This is a genomic window from Nocardioides panacisoli (assembly GCF_039537325.1).
GTDB lineage: Bacteria > Actinomycetota > Actinomycetes > Propionibacteriales > Nocardioidaceae > Nocardioides > Nocardioides panacisoli.
In genome coordinates this window covers 66,450-86,163 of the sequence record NZ_BAABAH010000014.1, presented here as the reverse complement: position 1 = coordinate 86,163, position 19,714 = coordinate 66,450, and the positions used below count along the sequence as shown (strand labels likewise).

The 19,714-nt window shown below is 71.8% G+C and carries 20 protein-coding genes; 11 read left to right on the top strand and 9 right to left on the bottom strand.

Annotated elements, in window-relative coordinates; all coding sequences use genetic code 11:
• Nucleotides 1-36 precede the first annotated feature (36 nt).
• From ABD709_RS17065 to ABD709_RS17050, 4 genes are read left to right on the top strand one after another with little or no spacing between them, the layout of a single operon-like run.
• Entirely contained in the window at nt 37-699 is a 663-nt protein-coding gene (locus ABD709_RS17065) for an MOSC domain-containing protein (RefSeq protein WP_344777614.1), read from the top strand.
• Between the two features lie 60 nt (nt 700-759).
• Nucleotides 760-2,580 carry an AMP-dependent synthetase/ligase gene (locus ABD709_RS17060; RefSeq protein ID WP_344777612.1) on the top strand — a complete coding sequence of 607 codons (1,821 nt, stop codon included), beginning with the start codon at nt 760-762 and terminating at the stop codon, nt 2,578-2,580.
• Nucleotides 2,581-2,597: 17 nt separating this feature from the next.
• Complete coding sequence (gene hemW, locus ABD709_RS17055; RefSeq protein ID WP_344777610.1) at nt 2,598-3,821, top strand: radical SAM family heme chaperone HemW; 1,224 nt, start codon at nt 2,598-2,600, stop codon at nt 3,819-3,821.
• 50 nt (nt 3,822-3,871) lie between these two features.
• Nucleotides 3,872-4,324 (top strand): TM2 domain-containing protein, encoded by a 453-nt coding sequence (locus tag ABD709_RS17050; RefSeq protein WP_344777608.1) that lies wholly within the window; start codon nt 3,872-3,874, stop codon nt 4,322-4,324.
• A 29-nt stretch (nt 4,325-4,353) separates the two neighbouring features.
• Here ABD709_RS17050 and ABD709_RS17045 read toward each other — a convergent pair whose 3' ends face one another.
• The 3 genes from ABD709_RS17045 to ABD709_RS17035 all read right to left on the bottom strand — a co-directional run bounded on the left by ABD709_RS17045 (nt 4,354) and on the right by ABD709_RS17035 (nt 6,714).
• Nucleotides 4,354-5,199, bottom strand: coding sequence for a DUF3097 domain-containing protein (locus ABD709_RS17045; protein WP_344777606.1), 846 nt, complete (start codon nt 5,197-5,199; stop codon nt 4,354-4,356).
• Between the two features lie 285 nt (nt 5,200-5,484).
• Nucleotides 5,485-6,333: an MBL fold metallo-hydrolase gene (locus ABD709_RS17040; protein WP_344777604.1), complete on the bottom strand. Its 849-nt coding sequence runs from the start codon at nt 6,331-6,333 to the stop codon at nt 5,485-5,487.
• 9 nt (nt 6,334-6,342) lie between these two features.
• Complete coding sequence (locus tag ABD709_RS17035) at nt 6,343-6,714, bottom strand: hypothetical protein (protein WP_344777603.1); 372 nt, start codon at nt 6,712-6,714, stop codon at nt 6,343-6,345.
• A gap of 118 nt (nt 6,715-6,832) precedes the next feature.
• On the opposite strand from ABD709_RS17035, the gene hrcA reads away from it, so the two are divergent.
• The 3 genes from hrcA to ABD709_RS17020 are packed head-to-tail and all read left to right on the top strand — an operon-like array spanning nt 6,833 to nt 9,773.
• Nucleotides 6,833-7,855: a heat-inducible transcriptional repressor HrcA gene (gene hrcA, locus ABD709_RS17030; RefSeq protein WP_344777601.1), complete on the top strand. Its 1,023-nt coding sequence runs from the start codon at nt 6,833-6,835 to the stop codon at nt 7,853-7,855.
• On the top strand, nt 7,852-9,021 hold the full coding sequence (gene dnaJ, locus ABD709_RS17025; RefSeq protein ID WP_344777599.1) for a molecular chaperone DnaJ: 1,170 nt from the start codon (nt 7,852-7,854) through the stop codon (nt 9,019-9,021). Before hrcA ends, dnaJ begins: the two co-directional genes overlap by 4 nt.
• Nucleotides 9,022-9,032: 11 nt before the next feature.
• Nucleotides 9,033-9,773, top strand: coding sequence for a 16S rRNA (uracil(1498)-N(3))-methyltransferase (locus ABD709_RS17020; protein ID WP_344777597.1), 741 nt, complete (start codon nt 9,033-9,035; stop codon nt 9,771-9,773).
• Between the two features lie 139 nt (nt 9,774-9,912).
• On the opposite strand, the gene ABD709_RS17015 is transcribed toward ABD709_RS17020, so the two are convergent.
• From ABD709_RS17015 to ABD709_RS16995, 5 genes are all read right to left on the bottom strand, one after another.
• Nucleotides 9,913-10,854 (bottom strand): type IV toxin-antitoxin system AbiEi family antitoxin domain-containing protein, encoded by a 942-nt coding sequence (locus tag ABD709_RS17015; protein ID WP_344777595.1) that lies wholly within the window; start codon nt 10,852-10,854, stop codon nt 9,913-9,915.
• Nucleotides 10,855-11,093: 239 nt separating this feature from the next.
• The gene (locus tag ABD709_RS17010) at nt 11,094-12,149 is read right to left on the bottom strand and encodes a winged helix DNA-binding domain-containing protein (protein WP_344777593.1); all 1,056 of its coding nucleotides are present in this window, start codon (nt 12,147-12,149) and stop codon (nt 11,094-11,096) included.
• Nucleotides 12,150-12,177: 28 nt separating this feature from the next.
• Nucleotides 12,178-13,056 carry a Gmad2 immunoglobulin-like domain-containing protein gene (locus ABD709_RS17005; RefSeq protein WP_344777591.1) on the bottom strand — a complete coding sequence of 293 codons (879 nt, stop codon included), beginning with the start codon at nt 13,054-13,056 and terminating at the stop codon, nt 12,178-12,180.
• Nucleotides 13,057-13,089: 33 nt separating this feature from the next.
• Entirely contained in the window at nt 13,090-14,106 is a 1,017-nt protein-coding gene (locus tag ABD709_RS17000; RefSeq protein ID WP_344777590.1) for a GerMN domain-containing protein, read from the bottom strand.
• Between the two features lie 2 nt (nt 14,107-14,108).
• Nucleotides 14,109-14,723, bottom strand: coding sequence for a SigE family RNA polymerase sigma factor (locus ABD709_RS16995; protein WP_344777588.1), 615 nt, complete (start codon nt 14,721-14,723; stop codon nt 14,109-14,111).
• A 67-nt stretch (nt 14,724-14,790) separates the two neighbouring features.
• On the opposite strand from ABD709_RS16995, the gene ABD709_RS16990 reads away from it, so the two are divergent.
• The 4 genes from ABD709_RS16990 (at nt 14,791) to ABD709_RS16975 (ending at nt 17,970) form a co-directional block, all read left to right on the top strand.
• Entirely contained in the window at nt 14,791-15,144 is a 354-nt protein-coding gene (locus tag ABD709_RS16990; protein WP_344777586.1) for an HIT domain-containing protein, read from the top strand.
• Nucleotides 15,145-15,205: 61 nt separating this feature from the next.
• Nucleotides 15,206-16,204 carry a PhoH family protein gene (locus tag ABD709_RS16985; protein WP_344777584.1) on the top strand — a complete coding sequence of 333 codons (999 nt, stop codon included), beginning with the start codon at nt 15,206-15,208 and terminating at the stop codon, nt 16,202-16,204.
• Nucleotides 16,201-16,662, top strand: a complete 462-nt coding sequence (gene ybeY, locus ABD709_RS16980) for an rRNA maturation RNase YbeY (protein ID WP_344777582.1) — start codon at nt 16,201-16,203, stop codon at nt 16,660-16,662. The genes ABD709_RS16985 and ybeY overlap by 4 nt, the downstream gene beginning before the upstream one ends.
• A 12-nt stretch (nt 16,663-16,674) precedes the next feature.
• Entirely contained in the window at nt 16,675-17,970 is a 1,296-nt protein-coding gene (locus ABD709_RS16975; RefSeq protein ID WP_344777580.1) for a hemolysin family protein, read from the top strand.
• Here the strand turns inward: ABD709_RS16975 and ABD709_RS16970 are convergent.
• Entirely contained in the window at nt 17,954-19,687 is a 1,734-nt protein-coding gene (locus ABD709_RS16970) for a calcium-binding protein (protein WP_344777578.1), read from the bottom strand. The genes ABD709_RS16975 and ABD709_RS16970 overlap by 17 nt on opposite strands.
• Nucleotides 19,688-19,714: the final 27 nt, after the last annotated feature.

Sequence of the window (19,714 nt, the reverse complement as noted above, 5' to 3'; positions counted from 1 at the left end):
GAGGCCGGAAGGCGGCGATCCTGGGAGGATCCGGCCATGGCGTACCTGAGATCGGTGAACGTCGGCCTCCCGAAGGTCAAGGACTGGGCGGGCATCGGCCGGACGTCGATCGACAAGCGGCCGGCGACCGGGCCGGTGGCGGTGGAGCTGCTCGGGCTCGCCGGCGACCAGGTGTCGGACACCGCGCACCACGGCGGCCCCGACCAGGCGGTGTCGGCGTACGCCCGCGAGGACATCGACTTCTGGGAGGGCGAGATCGGGCGCACGATCCGGGACGGCCAGTTCGGGGAGAACCTCACGACCGAGGGGCTCGACCTCAACGAGGCCGAGGTCGGCAGCCGGTGGCGGATCGGCAGCGCGGAGCTCGAGATCGCGCTCACGCGCACGCCGTGCAACGACTTCAAGGGGTGGATGGGGGAGTCGGGCTACGACAACACGGCCTGGGTCAAGCGGTTCGCCGCGGCCCAGCGCCCGGGGCCCTACCTGCGCGTGCTCACGCCGGGAACGGTCACCTCCGGCGACGAGATCCATGTCGTCCACGTGCCCGGCCACGGCGTGACCGTGCGCACCATGTTCCTCGCGCTGACGCTCCGTCAGGACCTCCTGCCGGAGCTGTTGCGGGTGCCCGGGCTGGCGGAGAAAGCCCGCCGGAGGGCCGAGGAGAACGCCTTGCGGATGGGATCGGCTACCGGCGCGTAACCAGGTGTTCTAGGTTACGTGGAGTAGCCCGTCGTTCTCGCTGAGCGCTTGAGGAGCGTCATGCCCATCAACCTTGACACCGGCTTCCTGGCGCACATGCCACCCAACGTGGCGGTGCAGTTCTTCGATCGGGTCGCCAAGTCCGGCGACCGCGAGGCGTTCCGGTTCCCCAAGGGGGACGCCTGGGAGTCCGTCACCTGGAAGCAGGTCGGCGAGCGCGTACGCCGGCTCGCGGCCGGTCTCCGCGCTCTCGGCCTGGACAACGAGCAGCGCGTCGGCATCGCGTCCTCGACGCGCTACGAGTGGATCCTCGCCGACCTCGCGGTCATGTGCGCCGGCGGCGCGACCACCACGGTCTACCCGAGCACCGGGGGCGCTGACACGGCATACATCCTCGGCGACTCCGAGTGCCGGTTCGTCTTCGCCGAGGACGAGAGCCAGCTGGCCAAGCTGCGCGACCACAAGGCCGACCTGCCCGCGCTGGAGCGCGTCATCGTGTTCGACGAGACTCTCGCCGACAACGAGTGGGTGATCAGCGTCGACACGCTGGCGTCGATGGGCGACGGCTACCTCGCCGACCACCCCGACGCGGTCGACGAGATCGCCAAGGAGATCCAGCCCGACCAGCTCGCGACGCTGATCTACACCTCGGGCACGACCGGGAAGCCCAAGGGCGTGCGCACCCTGCACCGCGCGTGGGTCTTCGAGGGTGAGGCGATCAAGGCCCAGGACATCCTCAGCGAGGACGACCTGCAGTTCCTGTGGCTGCCGATGGCGCACTCGTTCGGCAAGGTGCTGCTCTCCACCCAGCTGGCGTGCGGGTTCCCGACCGCGATCGACGGCCGGGTCGACAAGATCGTCGACAACCTCGGCATCGTGAAGCCGACGTTCATGGGCGCCGCGCCGCGGATCTTCGAGAAGGCGCACGGGCGGATCGTCACCATGACCCAGGCGGAGGGCGGGCTCAAGGAGCGGATCTTCAACCAGGCCTTCAAGGTCGGCATCGAGCACGACCGGCTCCGTCGCGAGGGCAAGGCCATCCCGCTCGGTCTCAAGCTCCAGCACGGCCTGTTCGACCGGCTCGTGTTCAGCAAGGTGCGTGAGCGGTTCGGAGGCCGGGTCCGCTTCTTCATCTCCGGGTCGGCCGCGCTGAACGCCGAGATCGCCGCCTGGTTCAACGCCGCGGGCATCCTCATCCTCGAGGGCTACGGCATGACGGAGAACGCCGCCGGCGCCACGGTCAACCACCCCGACGACAACCGGATCGGCACCGTCGGGCAGCCGTTCCCGGGCACCGAGGTGCGGATCGCCGACGACGGCGAGGTCCAGCTCAAGGGGCCACACGTCATGGCCGGCTACCACAACCTTCCCGAGGAGACCGCGAAGACCCTCACCGAGGACGGCTGGCTCCGCACCGGCGACAAGGGCGAGCTGGACGACGGCTTCCTCCGCATCACCGGCCGGATCAAGGAGCTGTTCAAGACGTCCGGCGGCAAGTACATCGCCCCGCCGGCGATCGAGGCGAAGTTCAAGGCGCTCTGCCCCTACGTCAGCCAGTTCATGGTGTTCGGCGCCGAGCGGAACTTCGTCGTCGCGCTGATCACCCTCGACCCGGACGCGATCGCAGACTGGGCCAAGGAGAACGGCATGGGCGGCACGGCCTACGCCGAGCTCGTGCGTTCCGCCAAGGTGCGTGAGATGGTCGGGGAGTACGTCGACGAGCTCAACTCCCACCTCAACCGCTGGGAGACCATCAAGAAGTGGGAGCTGCTCGACCACGACCTCACGATCGAGTCGGGTGAGCTGACGCCGTCGTTGAAGGTGAAGCGCTCCGTCGTCGAGACCAACAACAAGGACCTGATCGACTCCTTCTACGGCTGAGGTGTGAGACTGGTCGGGTGCCGTCAGCGCTGCCCGAGGGGGATCCTGCTCCTCGCGACGGCAGCCTCCCGGAGGCGGCGCTCACCGAGGTCGGCACGCGCCCGTTCGGCGTCTACGTGCACGTGCCGTTCTGCCGCGTGCGCTGTGGCTACTGCGACTTCAACACCTACACGGCCGAGGAGCTGGGGTCCGGCGTCTCCCGGTCGACGTACGCCGACCAGGCCGTCGCGGAGGTTCGGCTGGCGCGTCGGGTGCTCGGAGACCGCGACGTCAGCGTCGGCACCGTCTTCCTGGGCGGGGGCACACCGACCCTGCTGCCGCCGGGCGACCTCGGGCGCATCCTGGCCGCGATCGACGACGAGCTCGGGCTCGCGCCCGACGCCGAGGTGACGACCGAGGCCAACCCCGACTCCGTCGACGCCGCGAGCCTCGAGGGGCTGAGGGAGGCGGGGTTCGACCGGATCTCGTTCGGCATGCAGTCCGCGGTGCCGCACGTGCTCGCCACCCTGGACCGCACCCACGACCCACGCCGGGTGCCCGGCGTCGTCGAGGCCGCGCGGCGTGCCGGCTTCGACCAGCTCAGCCTGGACCTGATCTACGGCACGCCGGGGGAGTCCATGGCCGACTGGCAGGCCAGCCTCGAGGCGGCCGTCGGCTACGGGCCCGACCACGTGTCGGCGTACTCGCTGATCGTCGAGGAGGGCACCGCACTGGCCCGCCGGGTCAAGCGCGGCGAGCTGCCGATGCCGGACGAGGACGACCTCGCGGACAAGTACCTCGCCGCGGACGAGCGGCTCACGGCGGCCGGGCTGGGCTGGTACGAGGTGTCCAACTGGGCCGCCGACGAGCGCGCGCGCTGCCGGCACAACCTCGGCTACTGGCGGGGCGCCGACTGGTGGGGCGTCGGGCCGGGCGCACACAGTCACGTCGGCGGCGTGCGGTGGTGGAACGTCAAGCACCCGGCGGCGTACGCCGATCGCATCGCCGCAGGTGTCAGCCCGGCGCACGCGCGCGAGCTCCTGGACGCCGAGACCCGGCGGGTCGAGCGGGTCCTGCTCGAGGTGCGGCTGGCCGACGGGATGCACGGCGACGTCCTCGACGCCGCGGGCCTGGCCGCAGTGCCGGCCCTCGTCGGACGCGGCCTGGTCGACGGCGACGCGTGGGCGGGTGACGACCGGATCGTGCTGACCCGGGAGGGCCGGCTGCTCGCGGACGGCGTGGTGCGCGACCTGTTGGGGTGAGATCCGCAGGTCTGCGACGCGGGAGGCCCGCTGCGCCGTACGCTTCGGGCGTGACCACACCGCCGAGCGGCCCCTACGACGGGTCGCAGAACCCCGAGGGCCAGCAGCCCCCGCCTCCCTACGGCGACCAGCAGCCGGGCTACCAGCCCTACAACCAGCAGCAGCAGCCGGGCTCCTACCCGCCGGTGCCGGGGACCGGAGCGCCGGGCTACGGCGCGCCGCCTCCGGGCTTCGGCCCCCCGGGAGCGCCGTACGGCGTGCACCCGGTGAGCGGCATCCCCTACTCCGACAAGCAGAAGATGGTCGCGGGACTCCTGCAGATCTTCCTCGGCGGGTTCGGTGTCGGGCGGTTCTACATCGGCGACACCCAGACCGGCGTGCTGCAGATCGTCGTGACCGTGTTCACCTGCGGCATCGGGAGCATCTGGGGCCTGATCGACGGCATCATGATGCTGACGGGCGAGCCGAACGACGCCCAGGGCCGGCCCCTGCGACCCAACTGACCGGTTGACCGACCGCGGTCGGGGAGCTGTCAGTCGACGGTCACGAAGTCGATGAGCTCCTCGACGCGGCCGAGCAGCGCGGGCTCGAGGTCGTCGTAGGACTGCACCTTGGACAGGATGTGCTGCCAGGCGCGGGCGATGTCCGCCTGGTCGCGGTGCGGCCAGCCGAGGTGCTGGCACACGCCCTTCTTCCACTCGATGCTCCGCGGGATCGTCGGCCAGCCAGGCAGGCCGAGCCGGTCCGGCTTCACCGCCTGCCACACGTCGACGAACGGGTGACCGACGATCCGCACGTGCTGGCCGTGCGGGCCGCGTGCGATGGCATCGGCGATGCGGGACTCCTTCGATCCGCGGACCAAGTGGTCGACGAGCACCCCGACCTTGCGCTCCGGGCCGGGCTTGAAGGAGACCAGGTGGTCGGCGAGGTCGTCGACGCCGCCGAGGTACTCCACGACCACGCCCTCGATCCGGAGGTCGTCGCCCCAGACCCGCTCGACCAGCTCGGCGTCGTGCCGACCCTCGACGAAGATCCGGCTCGCGCGGGCGACCCGCGCCTTCGCGTCGTGGACGGCCACCGACCCGCTGGCCGTGCGAGTGGGCTTCTTGGGCGCCGAGGAGCGCACGGGCGCGGTGAGGATCACCGGCTTGCCCTCGAGCAGAAAGCCCGGTCCGAGCGGGAAGGTGCGGCGCTTGCCGCGCCGGTCCTCGAGGGTCAGCGTGTGCAGGTCGCGGTCGACCGCGACGATCTCGCCGCACCAGTCGGTCGTGACCTCCTCGACCACGGCGCCGATCTCGGCCGCCGCCTCGACGGCGCGGCCGTTCCTCGGCTTGCGCCAGTCGGTGGACAGGACGTCGGATCCGTAGCGGTCGGTCACGACCCGGGACCGTACGCCGGACGGGGTCAGCGGCGGCGGTGCCGCGCCGTCCGCGCCCTCACGAACGCACGCCGTTCACGCGGAAGAAAATCCAGATCGATGCATCCGCGATCCGCTGGACCGCCGCGCTCGCTGCGTGGGTCACCTGCTCGCTCATCTCCTCCACCTCCTGCCCTTGGCATGTCGCCGTGATTCCTCGTTCCGTATCGACTGAGACGCTTCACGTCTCTCATCGGTTGCAGCGAGCATTCCCTGATATTTCGGGCTCAATCCGGGTTGCGGGTCTCAGAGCAGAGGCAGGCGCCGGTCGCCCGGCCCGAGGTGCTCGTAGCCCCGGCGCACCGCGTGCTCGAGCCGGTCCTTGTCGAAGGGCCACTCGTCGGCCGCGTCGAGCGCGTCGTCGGCACGTACGCCGCGCGCGGCCAGGTCGCGGATCGTCGCGGCCACCATGCCGATCTCGACGCGCTGGTCGAGCACGAACGCGCGGTCGACGAGTGCGCCGTGCCCCGGCACCACGACCGTCCCGGACGTCAGCAGGCCGGTGGCCACGTCGAGGGTCTGCGGCCAGTCGAGCGGGAAGCAGTCGGCGCCGAACGCCGGCGGCCCGGACTCCTCGACCAGGTCACCGGCGAGCAGCACGTCGGCGTCGTCGATGCGGACAAGGAGATCGCCGCCGGTGTGGCCGCGGCCGGGGTGCACCAGCTCGACCAGCCGGTCGCCGAGGTCGATGACCGCTGCCGAGGAGAAGGTGTGGTCGGCGGGGACGATCTCCGTCGCCCTGATACCGGGCACGTGCGGGTCGTCGTACTGCTCGGAGCGCGCCTTCCAGCCGTCGCCGCTGAGGACCGTCCGCGCGGCAGCCTCCTCGGTGGCGTGGATCGGCACGTCGCCGTACTCCTGCCGGAAGGTGCCGTTGCCGAAGGTGTGGTCGAAGTGCTCGTGCGTGTTGACCACGCCCACGACCTCGCCCGCGCCGAGCGCGCGGACGTCGTCGATCACCTGCCGGGCGAGCGGGGCCGAGGCGTAGGTGTCGACCACGACCAGGCCCCGCTCGCCGCCGACGAGGCCGATGTTGATGTCGATGAAGTCGTAGTGGGCGACCCAGACCCGGGGCGCCACCTCGGTGAACGGCATGCGGTCACGCTAGTCGGACGACTCGGTGGTCTCCTCGGAGCTCTTGTCCGCGCTCTTGTCCGCGTTCTCGTCCTCGTCGGAGTCGTCGTCGCCGGTCATGGTCTGCTCGGCGACCTTGTTCTCCTCGCCGGGCTCGTAGACGGTCTTCTCCGCCTGCTTGCCCTCGTCGAGCAGGTCCCCGGCCTGCTCCCCGTCGGGCAGACCCTCGGCGAGCGGGTTGTCCTCGCCGGGGACCAGGTCGTCCGGGAGGTTCTCGTCGGAGATGCCGACCGTGGACTCGGAGTCGGACGCGGAGTCGGACGCGGTGTCGGTCTCGGTGCCGGACTCGGTGCCGGACTCGGTGCCGGACTCGGTGTCGGGTTCCTCGTTCTGCTGGCTCATGTCCGGCCTGTACCCGCGCGGCCGACGCGGCAACCCACGTGGTCGGCCGTGCAGGCACAGGTCCGCGCTAGGATTGGCACTCGTTCGTTCGGAGTGCCAGTCAGGTCGGGAGGTGGGCATGCAGGAGGACCGCAGGCTCGCCGTACTGCGCGCGATCGTGGAGGACTACGTCGCGACCGAGGAGCCGGTGGGCTCCAAGGCGCTGGTCGAGCGGCACGGGCTGAACGTGTCGCCGGCCACGATCCGCAACGACATGGCGGCGCTGGAGGAGGAGGGCTACCTCGCCCAGCCGCACACCAGCGCCGGCCGGGTGCCGACCGACAAGGGCTACCGGCTCTTCGTCGACCGGCTGACCACGGTCAAGCCGATGAGCGCGCCGGAGCGCCGGGCGATCGCCCAGTTCCTCGACGGCGCCGTCGACCTCGACGACGTCGTGCACCGCTCGGTGCGGGTGCTCGCGCAGCTGACCCGCCAGGTCGCGGTCGTGCAGTACCCCACGCTGTCGCGCTCGACGGTCCGGCACATCGAGCTGGTCGCGCTGACGCCGTGCCGGCTGCTGGTGGTCCTGATCCTCAGCACGGGCCGGGTGGAGCAGCGGCTCGTCGAGCTCGACGCCGACCTCGACGAGGACGAGCTCGCCGCGCTGCGGTCGCGGGTCAACCTCGCGGCGACAGGACAGCAGATCGCGCTCGCTGCGACTGCGCTGCAGGACCTCGTCGAGGGCGAGCAGCCGGCCCCGCCGGCCACCGTCGCCGTCGTCGAGACGCTGGTCGAGGCGATGAGCGACCACCGTTCCGACGAGCGGGTCGCGGTGGGCGGCACGGCCAACCTGGCCCGCTACGGCGACAGCTTCGACACCGCGGTCCGGCCGTTGCTCGAGGCGCTGGAGGAGCAGGTCGTGCTGCTCCGGCTGCTCGGCGAGGCGACCTCGGGCGGCGCCGTCACCGTGCGGATCGGCACCGAGGGGCCCTTCGAGCAGCTGTCCTCGACCAGCGTGGTGGCGACCGGCTACGGACCCGACGACGCGCTCGCGTCGCTCGGGATCGTCGGCCCGACCCGGATGGACTACCCCAGCACGATGGCGGCGGTGCGCGCGGTGGCGCGCTACGTCTCCCGCATCCTCGACGAAGGCAATCAGTGAACACCGATCTCTACGACCTGCTCGGCGTCCCGCGGGACGCCGACGGCGACACCATCAAGAAGGCCTACCGCAAGCTGGCACGGCAGCTGCACCCGGACGTCAACCCCGACCCGGAGAGCCAGGAGCGGTTCAAGCAGGTCTCGGCGGCCTACGAGGTGCTCTCGGACCCGCAGAAGCGGTCGGCGTACGACCGCGGCGGCGACCCATTCGGCGGCGCCGGCGGGTTCGGCCAGGGCGCCGGCTTCTCCTTCACCGACATCATGGACGCGTTCTTCGGCGGCGGCGCCGCCACCGGTGCGACGCGCGGGCCGCGCTCGCGGGTCCGCCGCGGCCAGGACGCCCTGATCCGGCTCGAGGTCGACCTGGCCGAGGCCGCGTTCGGCGTCGCCCGCGAGCTCAAGGTCGACACCGCCGTGCGCTGCTCGACGTGCGACGGCGAGGGCGCCGCGCCGGGGTCGCACCCGGTGCCCTGCGAGACCTGCCACGGGGCCGGTGAGGTCGCCCACGTGCAGCGCTCGTTCCTCGGCGAGATCCGCACCCTGCGGCCCTGCCCGACCTGCCGCGGCTTCGGCTCGGTCATCCCGGACCCCTGCCGCGAGTGCGCCGGCGAGGGCCGGGTGCGCTCGCGCCGCACGCTGACCGTGAAGATCCCCGCCGGCGTGGACACGGGCACCCGGGTCCAGCTGAGCGAGCAGGGCGAGGTCGGTCCGGGCGGTGGGCCGCCGGGTGACCTCTACGTCGAGATCCACGTCGCCCCGCACCCGCTGTTCACCCGGCACGGCAACGACCTGCACTGCACCGTCTCGCTGCCGATGACGGCCGCGGCGCTGGGCACCACGCTGACCCTCCCGACGCTGGAGGCCGACCTCGACGCCGAGGACGGGTCGGGTGCGGAGACGACGTACGACCTGCCGATCGCGCCGGGCACCCAGTCCGGCCACGAGGCCGTGCTCCGTGGGCTCGGTGTGCCGGGGCTGCGCGGCGGGCGCGGCGACCTGGTCGTCAACGTGCAGGTCGAGACGCCGACCCGGCTCGACGCCCACCAGGAGCAGCTGCTGCGCGAGCTGGCAGCGGTGCGTGGTGAGGAGCGACCCACTGGGCACGTGAAGCCGGCTCAGAAATCGGTGTTCGGGCGGTTGCGCGACGCCTTCGGCGCCACGCACTAGCGCCGGCGCCGATGACGCTGCCGCAGCACCTGGTGCCGTCGCTGGCCGGGGTGGGCGTCGGCTCGACGGTCACCGTCGAGGGCGACGAGGCGCACCACGCGGTCGTCGTACGCCGGCTCCGGGTCGGGGAGGCGGTGACCCTCACCGATGGCCTGGGCCTGGTCGCGACGGGCGAGGTCGCGTCGACCGGCAAGCGGGTGTTCGAGGTCGCGGTCACCGCGGTCGACGAGGTGCTGGAGCCGTGGCCGCGGTTCGTCGCGGTCCAGGCGCTGCCCAAGGGCGACCGCGGTGAGCTCGCGGTCGAGGTGCTGACCGAGGTCGGGGTCGCCCGGATCGTCCCGTGGGCGGCCGCGCGCAGCGTGGCCGTGTGGAAGGGCGAGCGCGCCATCAGGTCGCACGGGAAGTGGCAGGCCACGGCCCGCGAGGCAGCCAAGCAGGCCCGGCGCGCGTGGCACCCCGAGGTGCTTCCGCTCGCCTCGACCACGGACGTCGCCGGTGTCGTCGCCGCCGCCGACCTCGCCGTCGTGCTCCACGAGGACGCCACCGAGCCGCTCGGCGCGCTCGCCGTACCTCGCTCCGGCGAGGTCGTCGTCGTCATCGGTCCCGAGGGCGGAATCACCGACGACGAGATCGCCGCGTTCGAGGCCGCCGGCGCCGTCACCTGCCGCCTCGGCACCGAGGTGCTGCGTACGTCGACCGCCGGCCTCGCCGCCACCGCCGCGCTCCTCGCCCGTACGGGCCGCTGGGGCTGATGGCGCCTTGCTGCGGGTTCCCCAAGGGATGCAGGGACACCTGCGCCTCCCCATGGTTGTAGCTCTTGGGGAGCGCAACCTTTCCTACATCCCTTGGGGAACCTGCAGAGGTACGGCGACGGGCGCTCGCTGAACATGTTCAGCCGACCCGGCCCACCAGCCGCTCGAATCGCGCTCGGATCTCCCGAGGTGACTGGTAGTCGTCCCAGACCAGGCGCAACATCTTGGCACCGGTCTGCTCGCGGAGGCGGTCCTCGCGACGTTTCTCCTCGAACACGACGTCCCCGGGCTCCTGTCCCGGCTTGAGCAGCCGTCCGTACTTGATCCGTCCGTCGAACTCGCCGAGGACGCCTTGGCTCTCCCACCACCAGTCAGAGATACCGAGGAGTACGCCGTCGGCGTCGTGAACCTTGAATTGCAGCTGCGGCGCCGGCATCCCCACCGAGCGGAACCACCACCGTCCACGGGACTCACCGACCGATCCTGACCGGCCGTCCGCCATCCGGATCGGCACGTGCAGGTGCTGGACGAATGGCCAGTGCTCCATCAGCTGGAAGCTGTGGTGCAGGTCGTCGACGGAGAAGGCCTCTGCGCGCAGGCCGGAATCGAAGAGGCACAGCGCCACCTCGTTCCTCGCACGGGAGGCGGCCTCGACCACACACCGGGCCGCGGTGAGGACTCTCTCGCCGCCGACCGTCCGGACGTCGTCCTGTGGTGCGAAGCCTTCGTGGTGGATCACGTCCCGCTCGATGCGTCCCGGACCGCCGTCCAGCCGGGTCACGTGAACCCGTTCGAGAGGCACTCCCCAGGTGTCGATCCCGTGCCGGATGACGCCGGAGACGTGGCTGAGGGCGACGCGGTCGCCGTGGGAGCGCAGGACGGCACTCGAACGTACGCGGTGCCTGCCGACGTCGTCGAGATTGGTCCACTCGTCGGCGAAGGCGTAGCAGCCCCGGCGGAAGCGAACCCAGGTTCGTTGCCTCACCATGCGCGCGATGTCGCGGTCGCCGTACCCGGCCTCCTTCGCCTCCCGACACGTGAAGAAGCCGCACTCGGCGGTCAGAACTCTCAGCGGATCCATGGCGGCGATGATCCGAGGGCGGTACGCCGCTGCGCCGACGTAGGGCGCCACCTTGTGGAAAGAGGGTCGAGCACCGACCGTTGTGGAGACTTGGTGGCCGGACATGGGACGGAATCGTGCCCGCGGCACCTGCAGGTTTCCCAAGGGATGCAGGAACAATCCCACTCCCCAAGCGCTGCAACCATAGGGAGGCGCAGCTTTCCCTGCATCCCTTGGGAAACCTGCAGGTGCGCCGCAACTCAGGCGGCCAGCAACGCCTCGACCCGGGCGGTCTCGTCGTCGAGCTCGCGCTGCTCGGCAGGCGTGAGGTCGCGGAGCAGCTTCTGTACGACGACCCGGCCGTCCTCCGCCTTCCAGATGCCGGCGAGCCAGCCGTCGACGAACAGGGTGTTGCCGACGCCGCCGTTGCTGCCCATCCACTCCTTCCGCGCGTCCGGCTCGGTGACGCGGTCACGGGAGGCGTGGGAGAGCCACACGTTGTCGTAGGCGCCGAGCAGCCGCACGGGTGCGGGTGCGTCCTCGTCGGCGACCGGGGCGCCGGAGACGTCGTAGAGGGTGCGGCCGTCGGCGTCCTCGTGCTGCTCGAGGTCCGCCATCGCGGACAGGACGGCGCCCAGGCGAGTGATGCCGGACCATGCCGTCACGTCTGCGGCCGTCGCCGGGCCGAAGGCGCGCAGGTAGCGGCGCACGACCGCGGGCACGTCGGGGTCGCTCAGCGGGCGCCCCAGCCAGGTCGCCAGGTGGTCGTAGACCACACCGGTCGATCCGGCGGGTGGGTTCCACGTGCCACGGGGTGGGAGCTGGGCGAGCACCTCGCGCACCCGGGCGACGTGGCCGAGCGCCGTCGCCTGGTGGTCGGGGAACCGGTTCGCGAGGGCCGCGCCGAGCCGGCCCGACGCCACCGGCCCCTCAGCCAGGATGTCCGCGACCGCCGCGGTGAACGCCTCGGGATCGACCTCCCGGGCCCGGCCGATCGACTGGCTCGCCCGCAGCTCGCGATCCCGGACGGGCGCGGCCCAGACCGGGAGGGCCAGGGCGTCGTCCGGCACGTGCAGGTGCACCGTGTCGCGCAGGCTCAGCACCCGGACCAGCCGCTTGTCCTCGAGCGCGCGGGTCACCTCGTGCGGGTCGAGGTCGGTGAGCCGTGCAGCGAGGCCGAGGTACGGCGCGAGCTGCTCCTGCGCCTGCAGACCCACCAGGTGTTCCACGAGCCGTTCCGGCGTCAGGCGGACCCGCTCGAGCAGGTGCTGGCGCAGCAGCAGGGTCCGGTTGAGCCGGCGTCGGGAGAACCGCATGCGGTGACCCTAGGGGCGGGCGCCGACGTCAGGAGACACGGAAGGTCTTGGTGTCCTCGGTCGGCTCGAAGCCCTCGCGACCGGAGGGGTTCGAGGTCTTCGCGAGGAAGGTGTAGCGCCCGGGCTGGAGGCTGCTGATGTCGACCGAGGCCTGCCAGGGGTAGAGCCGCGTGCCCCACCCCTGCGCGGTCGTGAAGCCGTTGAGCACCCGGCGGCCGCGGTCGTCGAGGACCTGCCACGGCACGTGCGCCTCGAAGGAGTCGGCAAGCCCGCTCGCGGAGATCGTGTCGCCGGTGACGACCGCCTGGTCGTCGGGTTCCAGGACGTTGACCAGTGCGAGCGTCCGCACCCGCGGGGCGGCCGTCGCGCCGCTGGGCACCCCGAGGAAGGGGACCGCGCGGCCGTCGAGCCGGAACTCGATCCGCGCGGCCTCCGACCCGTCGCCGGCGGCCGCCCGCAGCGTGTACAGCAGCTCCTGGACGGCGAGTCGCGCCTCCTCCCGCGACAGCCCGTGCGGTCGCCGTGTCCACCGGTGGCTCGCGACGGACACGGAGAACGTCACGCGGTCGCCCGTGCGGTGCGCCGCGACCCGACCGGTGCCGGCGAGGCTCCCGCGCGGCAGCAGCGAGCGGTAGTCCGGGTCGCGTGGGCGGCCGGCGAGCAGCGCCTCGGCCGCGGCGGTGAGCCGGTCGCTCCCACCGGCGTCGTGCTGCTCCAGGTACAGACGCGGTCCGCGCGGCGTGTGCCCGACGAAGTACGCCGGCACCCGGACCTCCGCGTCCGTGCCGGGTGTCGGCTGCGCTCCTCCTGGTGCGTCCTTCCCGGCAAGGTCGCAGCCCGTCAGCCCGAGTGCCAGGACGACGCCGGCCAGAGCCGCGAGGGCGCGCGACAGGGAGCGGGTGGGCATGACGCCTCGATTCTGCGGGAGCGGTGAGGACCGTCAGTGGACGAGGAACGTACGGCTGTCCATGGGCACCGGTGCCATCGGGTTGGCCCGGACGGCCCTGACGACAAGCTGGTAGCGGCCGGCGCCCAGGCCCTGGACGTCGATCTGAGCCTCCCACTCCAGCATGCCGCGCACCGCGAGGGTGCCGTCCTGGATCGCCTTCCCGGGGACGGTCACGGAGATGGCGGACGAGGAGCCCGGGTCGTCGAGGTTCTGCACCAGGACGTCGACCTTCTTGACGCCGTCGGTCATCGTGCCGCGCGCGACGAGGAAGTCGGCGTCGACCGACGAGCCCTCCGACGGGTCGCTGATGTTGACCGGGGCGACCGTGCGGTCCTGCGCCGCTCGGTCGACCGGCCCCGGCACGCTGGTGCCGAGCACCCGGCGGGCGGCCGTGCCGGCGTACTCGAACGAGACCGGGAGCGCCCGCCCCAGGGCGGCGTCGGCGGTGTAGACGACCTGCTGCACGCCCAGCCGGGCGGCGGCAGGAGCGATGCCTGCCGGGCGCCGGGTCGCCGGCTGGTTGAGCGACACGACCACCTCGTGGTCGGTGACGCTGACCGCACCGAAGGAGCCAGCCGGCCACGCCGTCCGGTAGTCGGGGTCGTCGGGGCCCGCGTCGGACTCCAGCCGGGCGAGCGCCTCGGTGACCGCCTCGGTGCCGCTGGCCGCGGGGACGGACTGGAACTCGCGATAGAGACGGGTCCCGCCCGGGACCTCGCCGACGAAGTAGACCGCGGCGGCGCGGTCCTGCGGCGCCTCCGCGACGGGCGGTCCGTCGTCACCGGAGCGGCCGAGCTGGCCGACGAGAACCGCGCCCGCCACCACGGCGGCGGTCGCGGCGCCGGCGCCGACGACCACCGGCAGCCAGCGCCGCTGAGGGCGCGCGGGGCGCCTGGTCCGGCGGCGGATCTCGATCAACCGGTCCGGCGGGTGGACGTCGGCCACCGCCTCCTCGAGGAGGCGACGCAGTGCCTGGTCGTCGCCGGTGTGGTCGGTGTCGTCAGCCATCGTCATCCTCCTCTCACGTCGGGGCCGAGCTGGTCGAGGATCGGCCGCAGCGCGGCCGCCCCCCTGGACGCGTGACTCTTCACGGCGCCCTTGCTGATGCCGAGGGTCTCCGCGATCTGCGCCTCGGACATGTCCATGTAGTAGCGCAGCGCCAGCACCTCACGCTGCCGGCGGGGGAGCTGGCGCAGCGCGTCGAGAACGAGCCCGCGCCGGGCGTCGCCGAGGACCGGCTCGTCCGAGCCGGGCGCCGGGTCCGGCAGCGCCTGCCGGTTCAGGTAGCGCTGCACGACCGCGCGGTGCCGCAGGGCGGAGCGGGACCGGTTGACGATCGCCTGGCGCAGGTAGGCCAGCGCACGCTCGGGGTCGTTGAGGCGGTCCCAGCGCTGGTGTACCGCCACGAAGCTGTCCTGCACGATCTCCTCCGCGGCTCCCTGCTCGCGGACCAGCAGGACCGACAAGCGGACCAGACGGTCCCAGTGCTCGAGGTAGAGGCGCTCGATGCCCTCGTCGGCGGCGCTGCCGGCGGAAGCAGCGGCCCGCGCGTCGGACCGCTCGGTCACGACGTACGCCGCCGGCCGGGTGCCGGCGATCCCGGGAAGCGCCACATAGGAGGTCACGGTAGTTCCACGCGCGCACCCGCGAACGGGTTGACCTCGGTGCGGCGGGATTTGGCAGGCTGGGCAGGTGACCTCAGCCACTCCCGGAGACTGCCTGTTCTGCAAGATCGTCGGCGGCGACATCCCGGCCGACATCGTGCACGAGACCGAGCGCACCGTCGCGTTCCGAGACGTGAACCCCCAGGCGCCGCTGCACGTGCTGGTCGTGCCGCGGAAGCACCAGCCGAACGCAGCCGCGACCACCGCCGCGGACGGCGAGGACGCGTCCGCGCTGATCGCCGCTGCCGACGCGGTGGCCCGGGCGGAGGGCTACGACAGCTACCGCCTCGTGCTCAACACCGGCGCCGACGCGCACCAGACGGTGTTCCACACCCACCTGCACGTGCTGGCCGGCCGGGCAATGACGTGGCCCCCGGGCTGAGGTGCCGCGTACGATGGAGGAGTACGTCCCCACACTGAAAGGCTGAGCCCTCCGGGCGCCCATGGCAGACCAGACACAGACCCGCCACACCGTGGTGGTCCCCAACAGCATCGACATGGTCAGCCTGCTCGGTCCCGGTGACGAGCACCTCGGCGTGATCGAGCGCGGTTTCGACGCCGAGATCCATGTGCGCGGCAACCGGATCACGCTGCACGGCGAGCCGGGCGAGGTCGCCCTCGCTGAGCGGCTGCTCGACGAGCTGGTGGCGATCATCCGCACCGGCCAAGGTGTCACGCCCGAGACCGTGGAGCGGGTCGCCTCGATGCTCCGCGCCGAGACCACCGAGCGACCGGCCGACGTGCTGTCCCTCAACATCCTGAGCAACCGCGGCCGCTCGATCCGTCCCAAGACCCTCAACCAGAAGCGGTACGTCGACGCGATCGACAAGCACACGATCACCTTCGGCATCGGCCCCGCGGGAACGGGCAAGACCTACCTCGCCATGGCGAAGGCGGTCCAGGCCCTCCAGGCCAAGCAGGTCAACCGGATCATCCTGAGCCGGCCGGCCGTCGAGGCGGGGGAGAAGCTCGGGTTCCTGCCGGGCACCCTGAGCGAGAAGATCGACCCCTACCTGCGCCCGCTCTACGACGCGCTCCACGACATGATGGACCCCGAGGCGATCCCGAAGCTGATGGCGGCGGGCACGATCGAGGTCGCACCGCTGGCCTACCTCCGCGGACGCACGCTCAACGACGCCTTCATCGTGCTCGACGAGGCGCAGAACACGACGCCGGAGCAGATGAAGATGTTCCTGACCCGGCTCGGCTTCGGCTCCAAGATCGTCGTCACCGGCGACATCACCCAGATCGACCTCCCGACCGGCACCAAGTCCGGGCTGCGAATCGTCGAGGAGATCCTCGACGGCGTCGACGACCTGACCTTCCAGCGGCTCACCAGCCACGACGTGGTGCGCCACAAGCTGGTCGGCCGGATCGTCGCGGCCTACGACGAGTTCGACGCCCGCGGCCAGCAGAGCGGCCCGGGACGGCTGAACCGATGAGCATCGAGGTCCTCGACGAGTCCGGCTACGACGTCGACGTCAAGCACCTGGCCGAGCTGAGCCGCTACGTCCTCGACAGGATGCGCGTCCACCCGATGGCGGAGCTGTGCATCAAGGCGGTCGACGAGGCGACGATCGAGCGGCTCAACGAGCAGTGGATGGAGAAGGAGGGCCCGACCGACGTGCTCGCCTTCCCGATGGACGAGCTGCGGCCCGGCCTGGTCGACGAGGAGCCCGATGAGGGCGTGCTCGGCGACCTGGTGCTCTGCCCGAAGGTGGCCGAGCGGCAGGGCGAGACCGCGGGCCACGGCACCGTCGCCGAGCTCGAGCTGCTCACGGTCCACGGCATCCTGCACCTGCTGGGCTACGACCACGCGGAGCCGGAGGAGCACAAGGAGATGTTCGGTCTCCAGGACGAGCTGCTCGCAGGCTGGCGCGCGCCGGCCGGCACCGCCTGACGACGGCTGACGATGGCCTCCGGCGACCTGTGGCAGCTCGTGGCTGCGGCCGTGCTGGTCGTGCTCGCCGGCCTCTTCACGGCCGCGGACGCGGCGGTGGGCGGCTTCTCGAAGGCCCGCGCGCACGAGCTGGTCGGTGAGTCCCGTGCGGGCTCGCGCCGGCTGGTCGACGTACTCGACGACGCGCCGCGGCACCTCAACACCGCGCTCCTGCTGCGGCTCTTCTGCGAGACCGCCGCGGTCGTGCTCGTCACGCTGTTCGTCGCCGAGCACGTCCACGACTCCTGGTGGGTGCGGGTCGGCATCTCGGTCGGCTCGATGCTGGTGGTCTCGTTCGTGGTCGTCGGCGTCGCGCCGCGCACCCTCGGTCGCCAGCACGACGAGACGGTCGCGCTGTGGTCCGCGCTGCCGCTGCAGGTGCTCACCAGCGTGCTCGGGCCGATCCCGTCGCTGCTGATCCTCGTCGGCAACGCGATCACGCCGGGCCGCGGGTTCCGGCACGGGCCGTTCTCCACCGAGACCGAGCTCCGGGAGATGGTCGACATCGCCGAGGCGTCCGCGCTCATCGAGGAGGAGGAGCGCAAGATGATCCACTCGGTGTTCGAGCTCGGCGACACCACGGTCCGCGAGGTGATGGTGCCCCGGGGCGACGTCGTCTACGTCGAGGCCTACAAGAACCTCCGCCAGGCGCTCTCGCTGTTCCTCCGCTCCGGCTTCTCCCGGATCCCGGTCATCGGCGAGAACCTCGACGACGTGCTCGGCTTCGCCTACCTCAAGGACGTGGTCCGCCGCGACTTCGAGGCACCCGAGGTCGAGTTCACCCAGCCGGTCTCCGAGATCATGCGGCCCGTCGTGTGGGTCCCGGACTCCAAGCCGGTCGACGCCCAGCTGCGGGAGATGCAGGCGCGTCGCCAGCACATCGCGGTCGTCGTCGACGAGTACGGCGGGACCGCCGGGCTGATCACCATCGAGGACCTGCTCGAGGAGATCGTCGGGGAGATCACCGACGAGTACGACGAGGCCGGCGTCGCGGTCGAGCGCCTCGACGGGGGCTCGGTCCGGGTGTCCTCCCGCTACCCGATCGACGACCTCGACGAGCTGTTCGGCTTCGACGTCGAGGAGGAGGACGTCGACTCGGTCGGCGGCCTGATGGCCAAGCACCTCGGGAAGGTCCCGATCCCCGGCTCCGCCGTCGAGGCGCACGGCCTGCGGTTCGAGGCCGAGGAGGCCACCGGGCGGCGGAACCAGGTCTCCACCGTCCTGATCCGCCGCCTCGACGACCGGGCCGACGTCAGCTCCGCGGGGTGAGCGTCACCGTGTAGTCGGTCGTGGTGTCGCCGGCTCCCTCGTAGCTGCGGTGCAGCGTGACGACTCCCGACGGGTCCGGCTGGTAGGCCGTCGTGAACTGCTCCTTGGCCTCCACGTGCGTGGGCCGGGTGAAGGTCTGGTCCGGGCAGGTCCAGGTGCTGTCGGGAGCAGAGCCGAGGCCGATCCAGTCGAAGCTGATCGTCTCTGCTTCGCTGTCGATGACCAGCCCGACCGCGATGTCGTCGGTGCCGTCGAGGGTCCCGCTGTTCGTGATCGTGCACGCGTCGTTGAAGCCCTCGACCGTGTAGCTGCCGGAGCCGGCGGCGTTGTCGTCGATGTAGTCGACCTTGGAGTGGAACGTCCCCGACACGTTCAGCACGGTCGTCATCGTCCAGTGCGTGGTCTCCTCGTGGGCTCCCGGTGCCGGCGCCCACACCGTCGTCCCGGTGAAGGTCGCGGTCCAGGACCGCGCCTCCTCCGTGCTGCGGCAGGAGTGCTCGGTCTCGGCGGTGCACACGTCGGGGTCGTCCGGAGTGTTCTCGCTCGTCCCCGGCGCGCCCCCGTCGCAGAGGTCGTTGCCGTCGCCGCCGTCGCAGGTGTCGACATCGGCGCCGGCGCGGAGGACGTCGTCGCCGCCGTTGCCGAGCAGGGCGTCGCTGCCCGTGCCGCCGTCGGCGAGGTCGGCGCTCGGGCCGCCGGTGAGGTGGTCGTTGCCGGCGTCGCCGTACAACGTGGCCCCGTCGGTCGTGCCCGCCCGGAGGTCGTCGGCGCCGCCGTTGCCGTGGATCACGTCGTGACCGGACCCGGCGGTGATCCGGTCTCTGCCGGCGCCGCCCTTGACGCTGGTGTCGTCGCCGTCGTCCAAGGTGACGACGTCGTTCCCCGCACCGGCGTCGACGGTGTCCGCGTAGGGGCCGCCGACGATCTCGTCGGCGCCCGCCCCGCCGTCGAGCAGGGTGAACTCCGCGGTGGTCTCCAGGTGGTCGGCGTCGTCGCCGCCGAGCAGGGCGTCCTGCGGACCCTGGGCGGTCAGCGAGTCTGCGCCCGCACCGCCGAACAGGTGCACGCCCTCGCCGTCGCCGGACCAGATGGTGTCGTTGCCGCCGTCGCCGTACAGCTCGTCGGTGCCGTCCTCGCCGTCGATCCGGTCGTCGCCGGTCCCGCCGTGCACGTCGGTGTCCTTGCCGTCGCCGGCGTCGATGGTGTCCTTGCCCGGCCCACCGTCGATGTGGTCGGGCTGGTGGGAGCCGCCGATGTAGTCGTTGCCCGGACCGCCGTCGAAGAGGGTGGCCCGCGAGCTCTCGCCCGCGTAGAGGTCGTCGTTCCCCTTGCCGCCGAGGAGGGCGTCGATCCCGTGCCCGAAGAGCGTGTCGTCGCCCGCGCCGCCGTCGATGCTGTTGTTGCCCACGCCCGAGGAGACCGTGTCGTCCCCGTCCCCGGAGCAGATGACGTCGTCGCCTCCGCCGCCGTCGATCTCGTCGTCCCCGCCGAGGCTGACGATCACGTCGTCACCGGGGGTCCCGGTGATCTTGTCGGCGTGCTCGGTGCCGACGACGGTCGCCTTGAAGGCGAGGCAGGACGCCACGGGCGCGGCGTCGGCGCGCGCGGCTTGAGCGAGTGGCAGGCCGAGCACCAGCAGGGTGCCGGCTGCTGCCGCGGTCAGGCGGTGTCGGTTCATCTTGTGCTCCGGAGGCGTCGAGGGGCGTCGGTGCGTCATGACCGCACCGTGCCCCTCGACACTTCA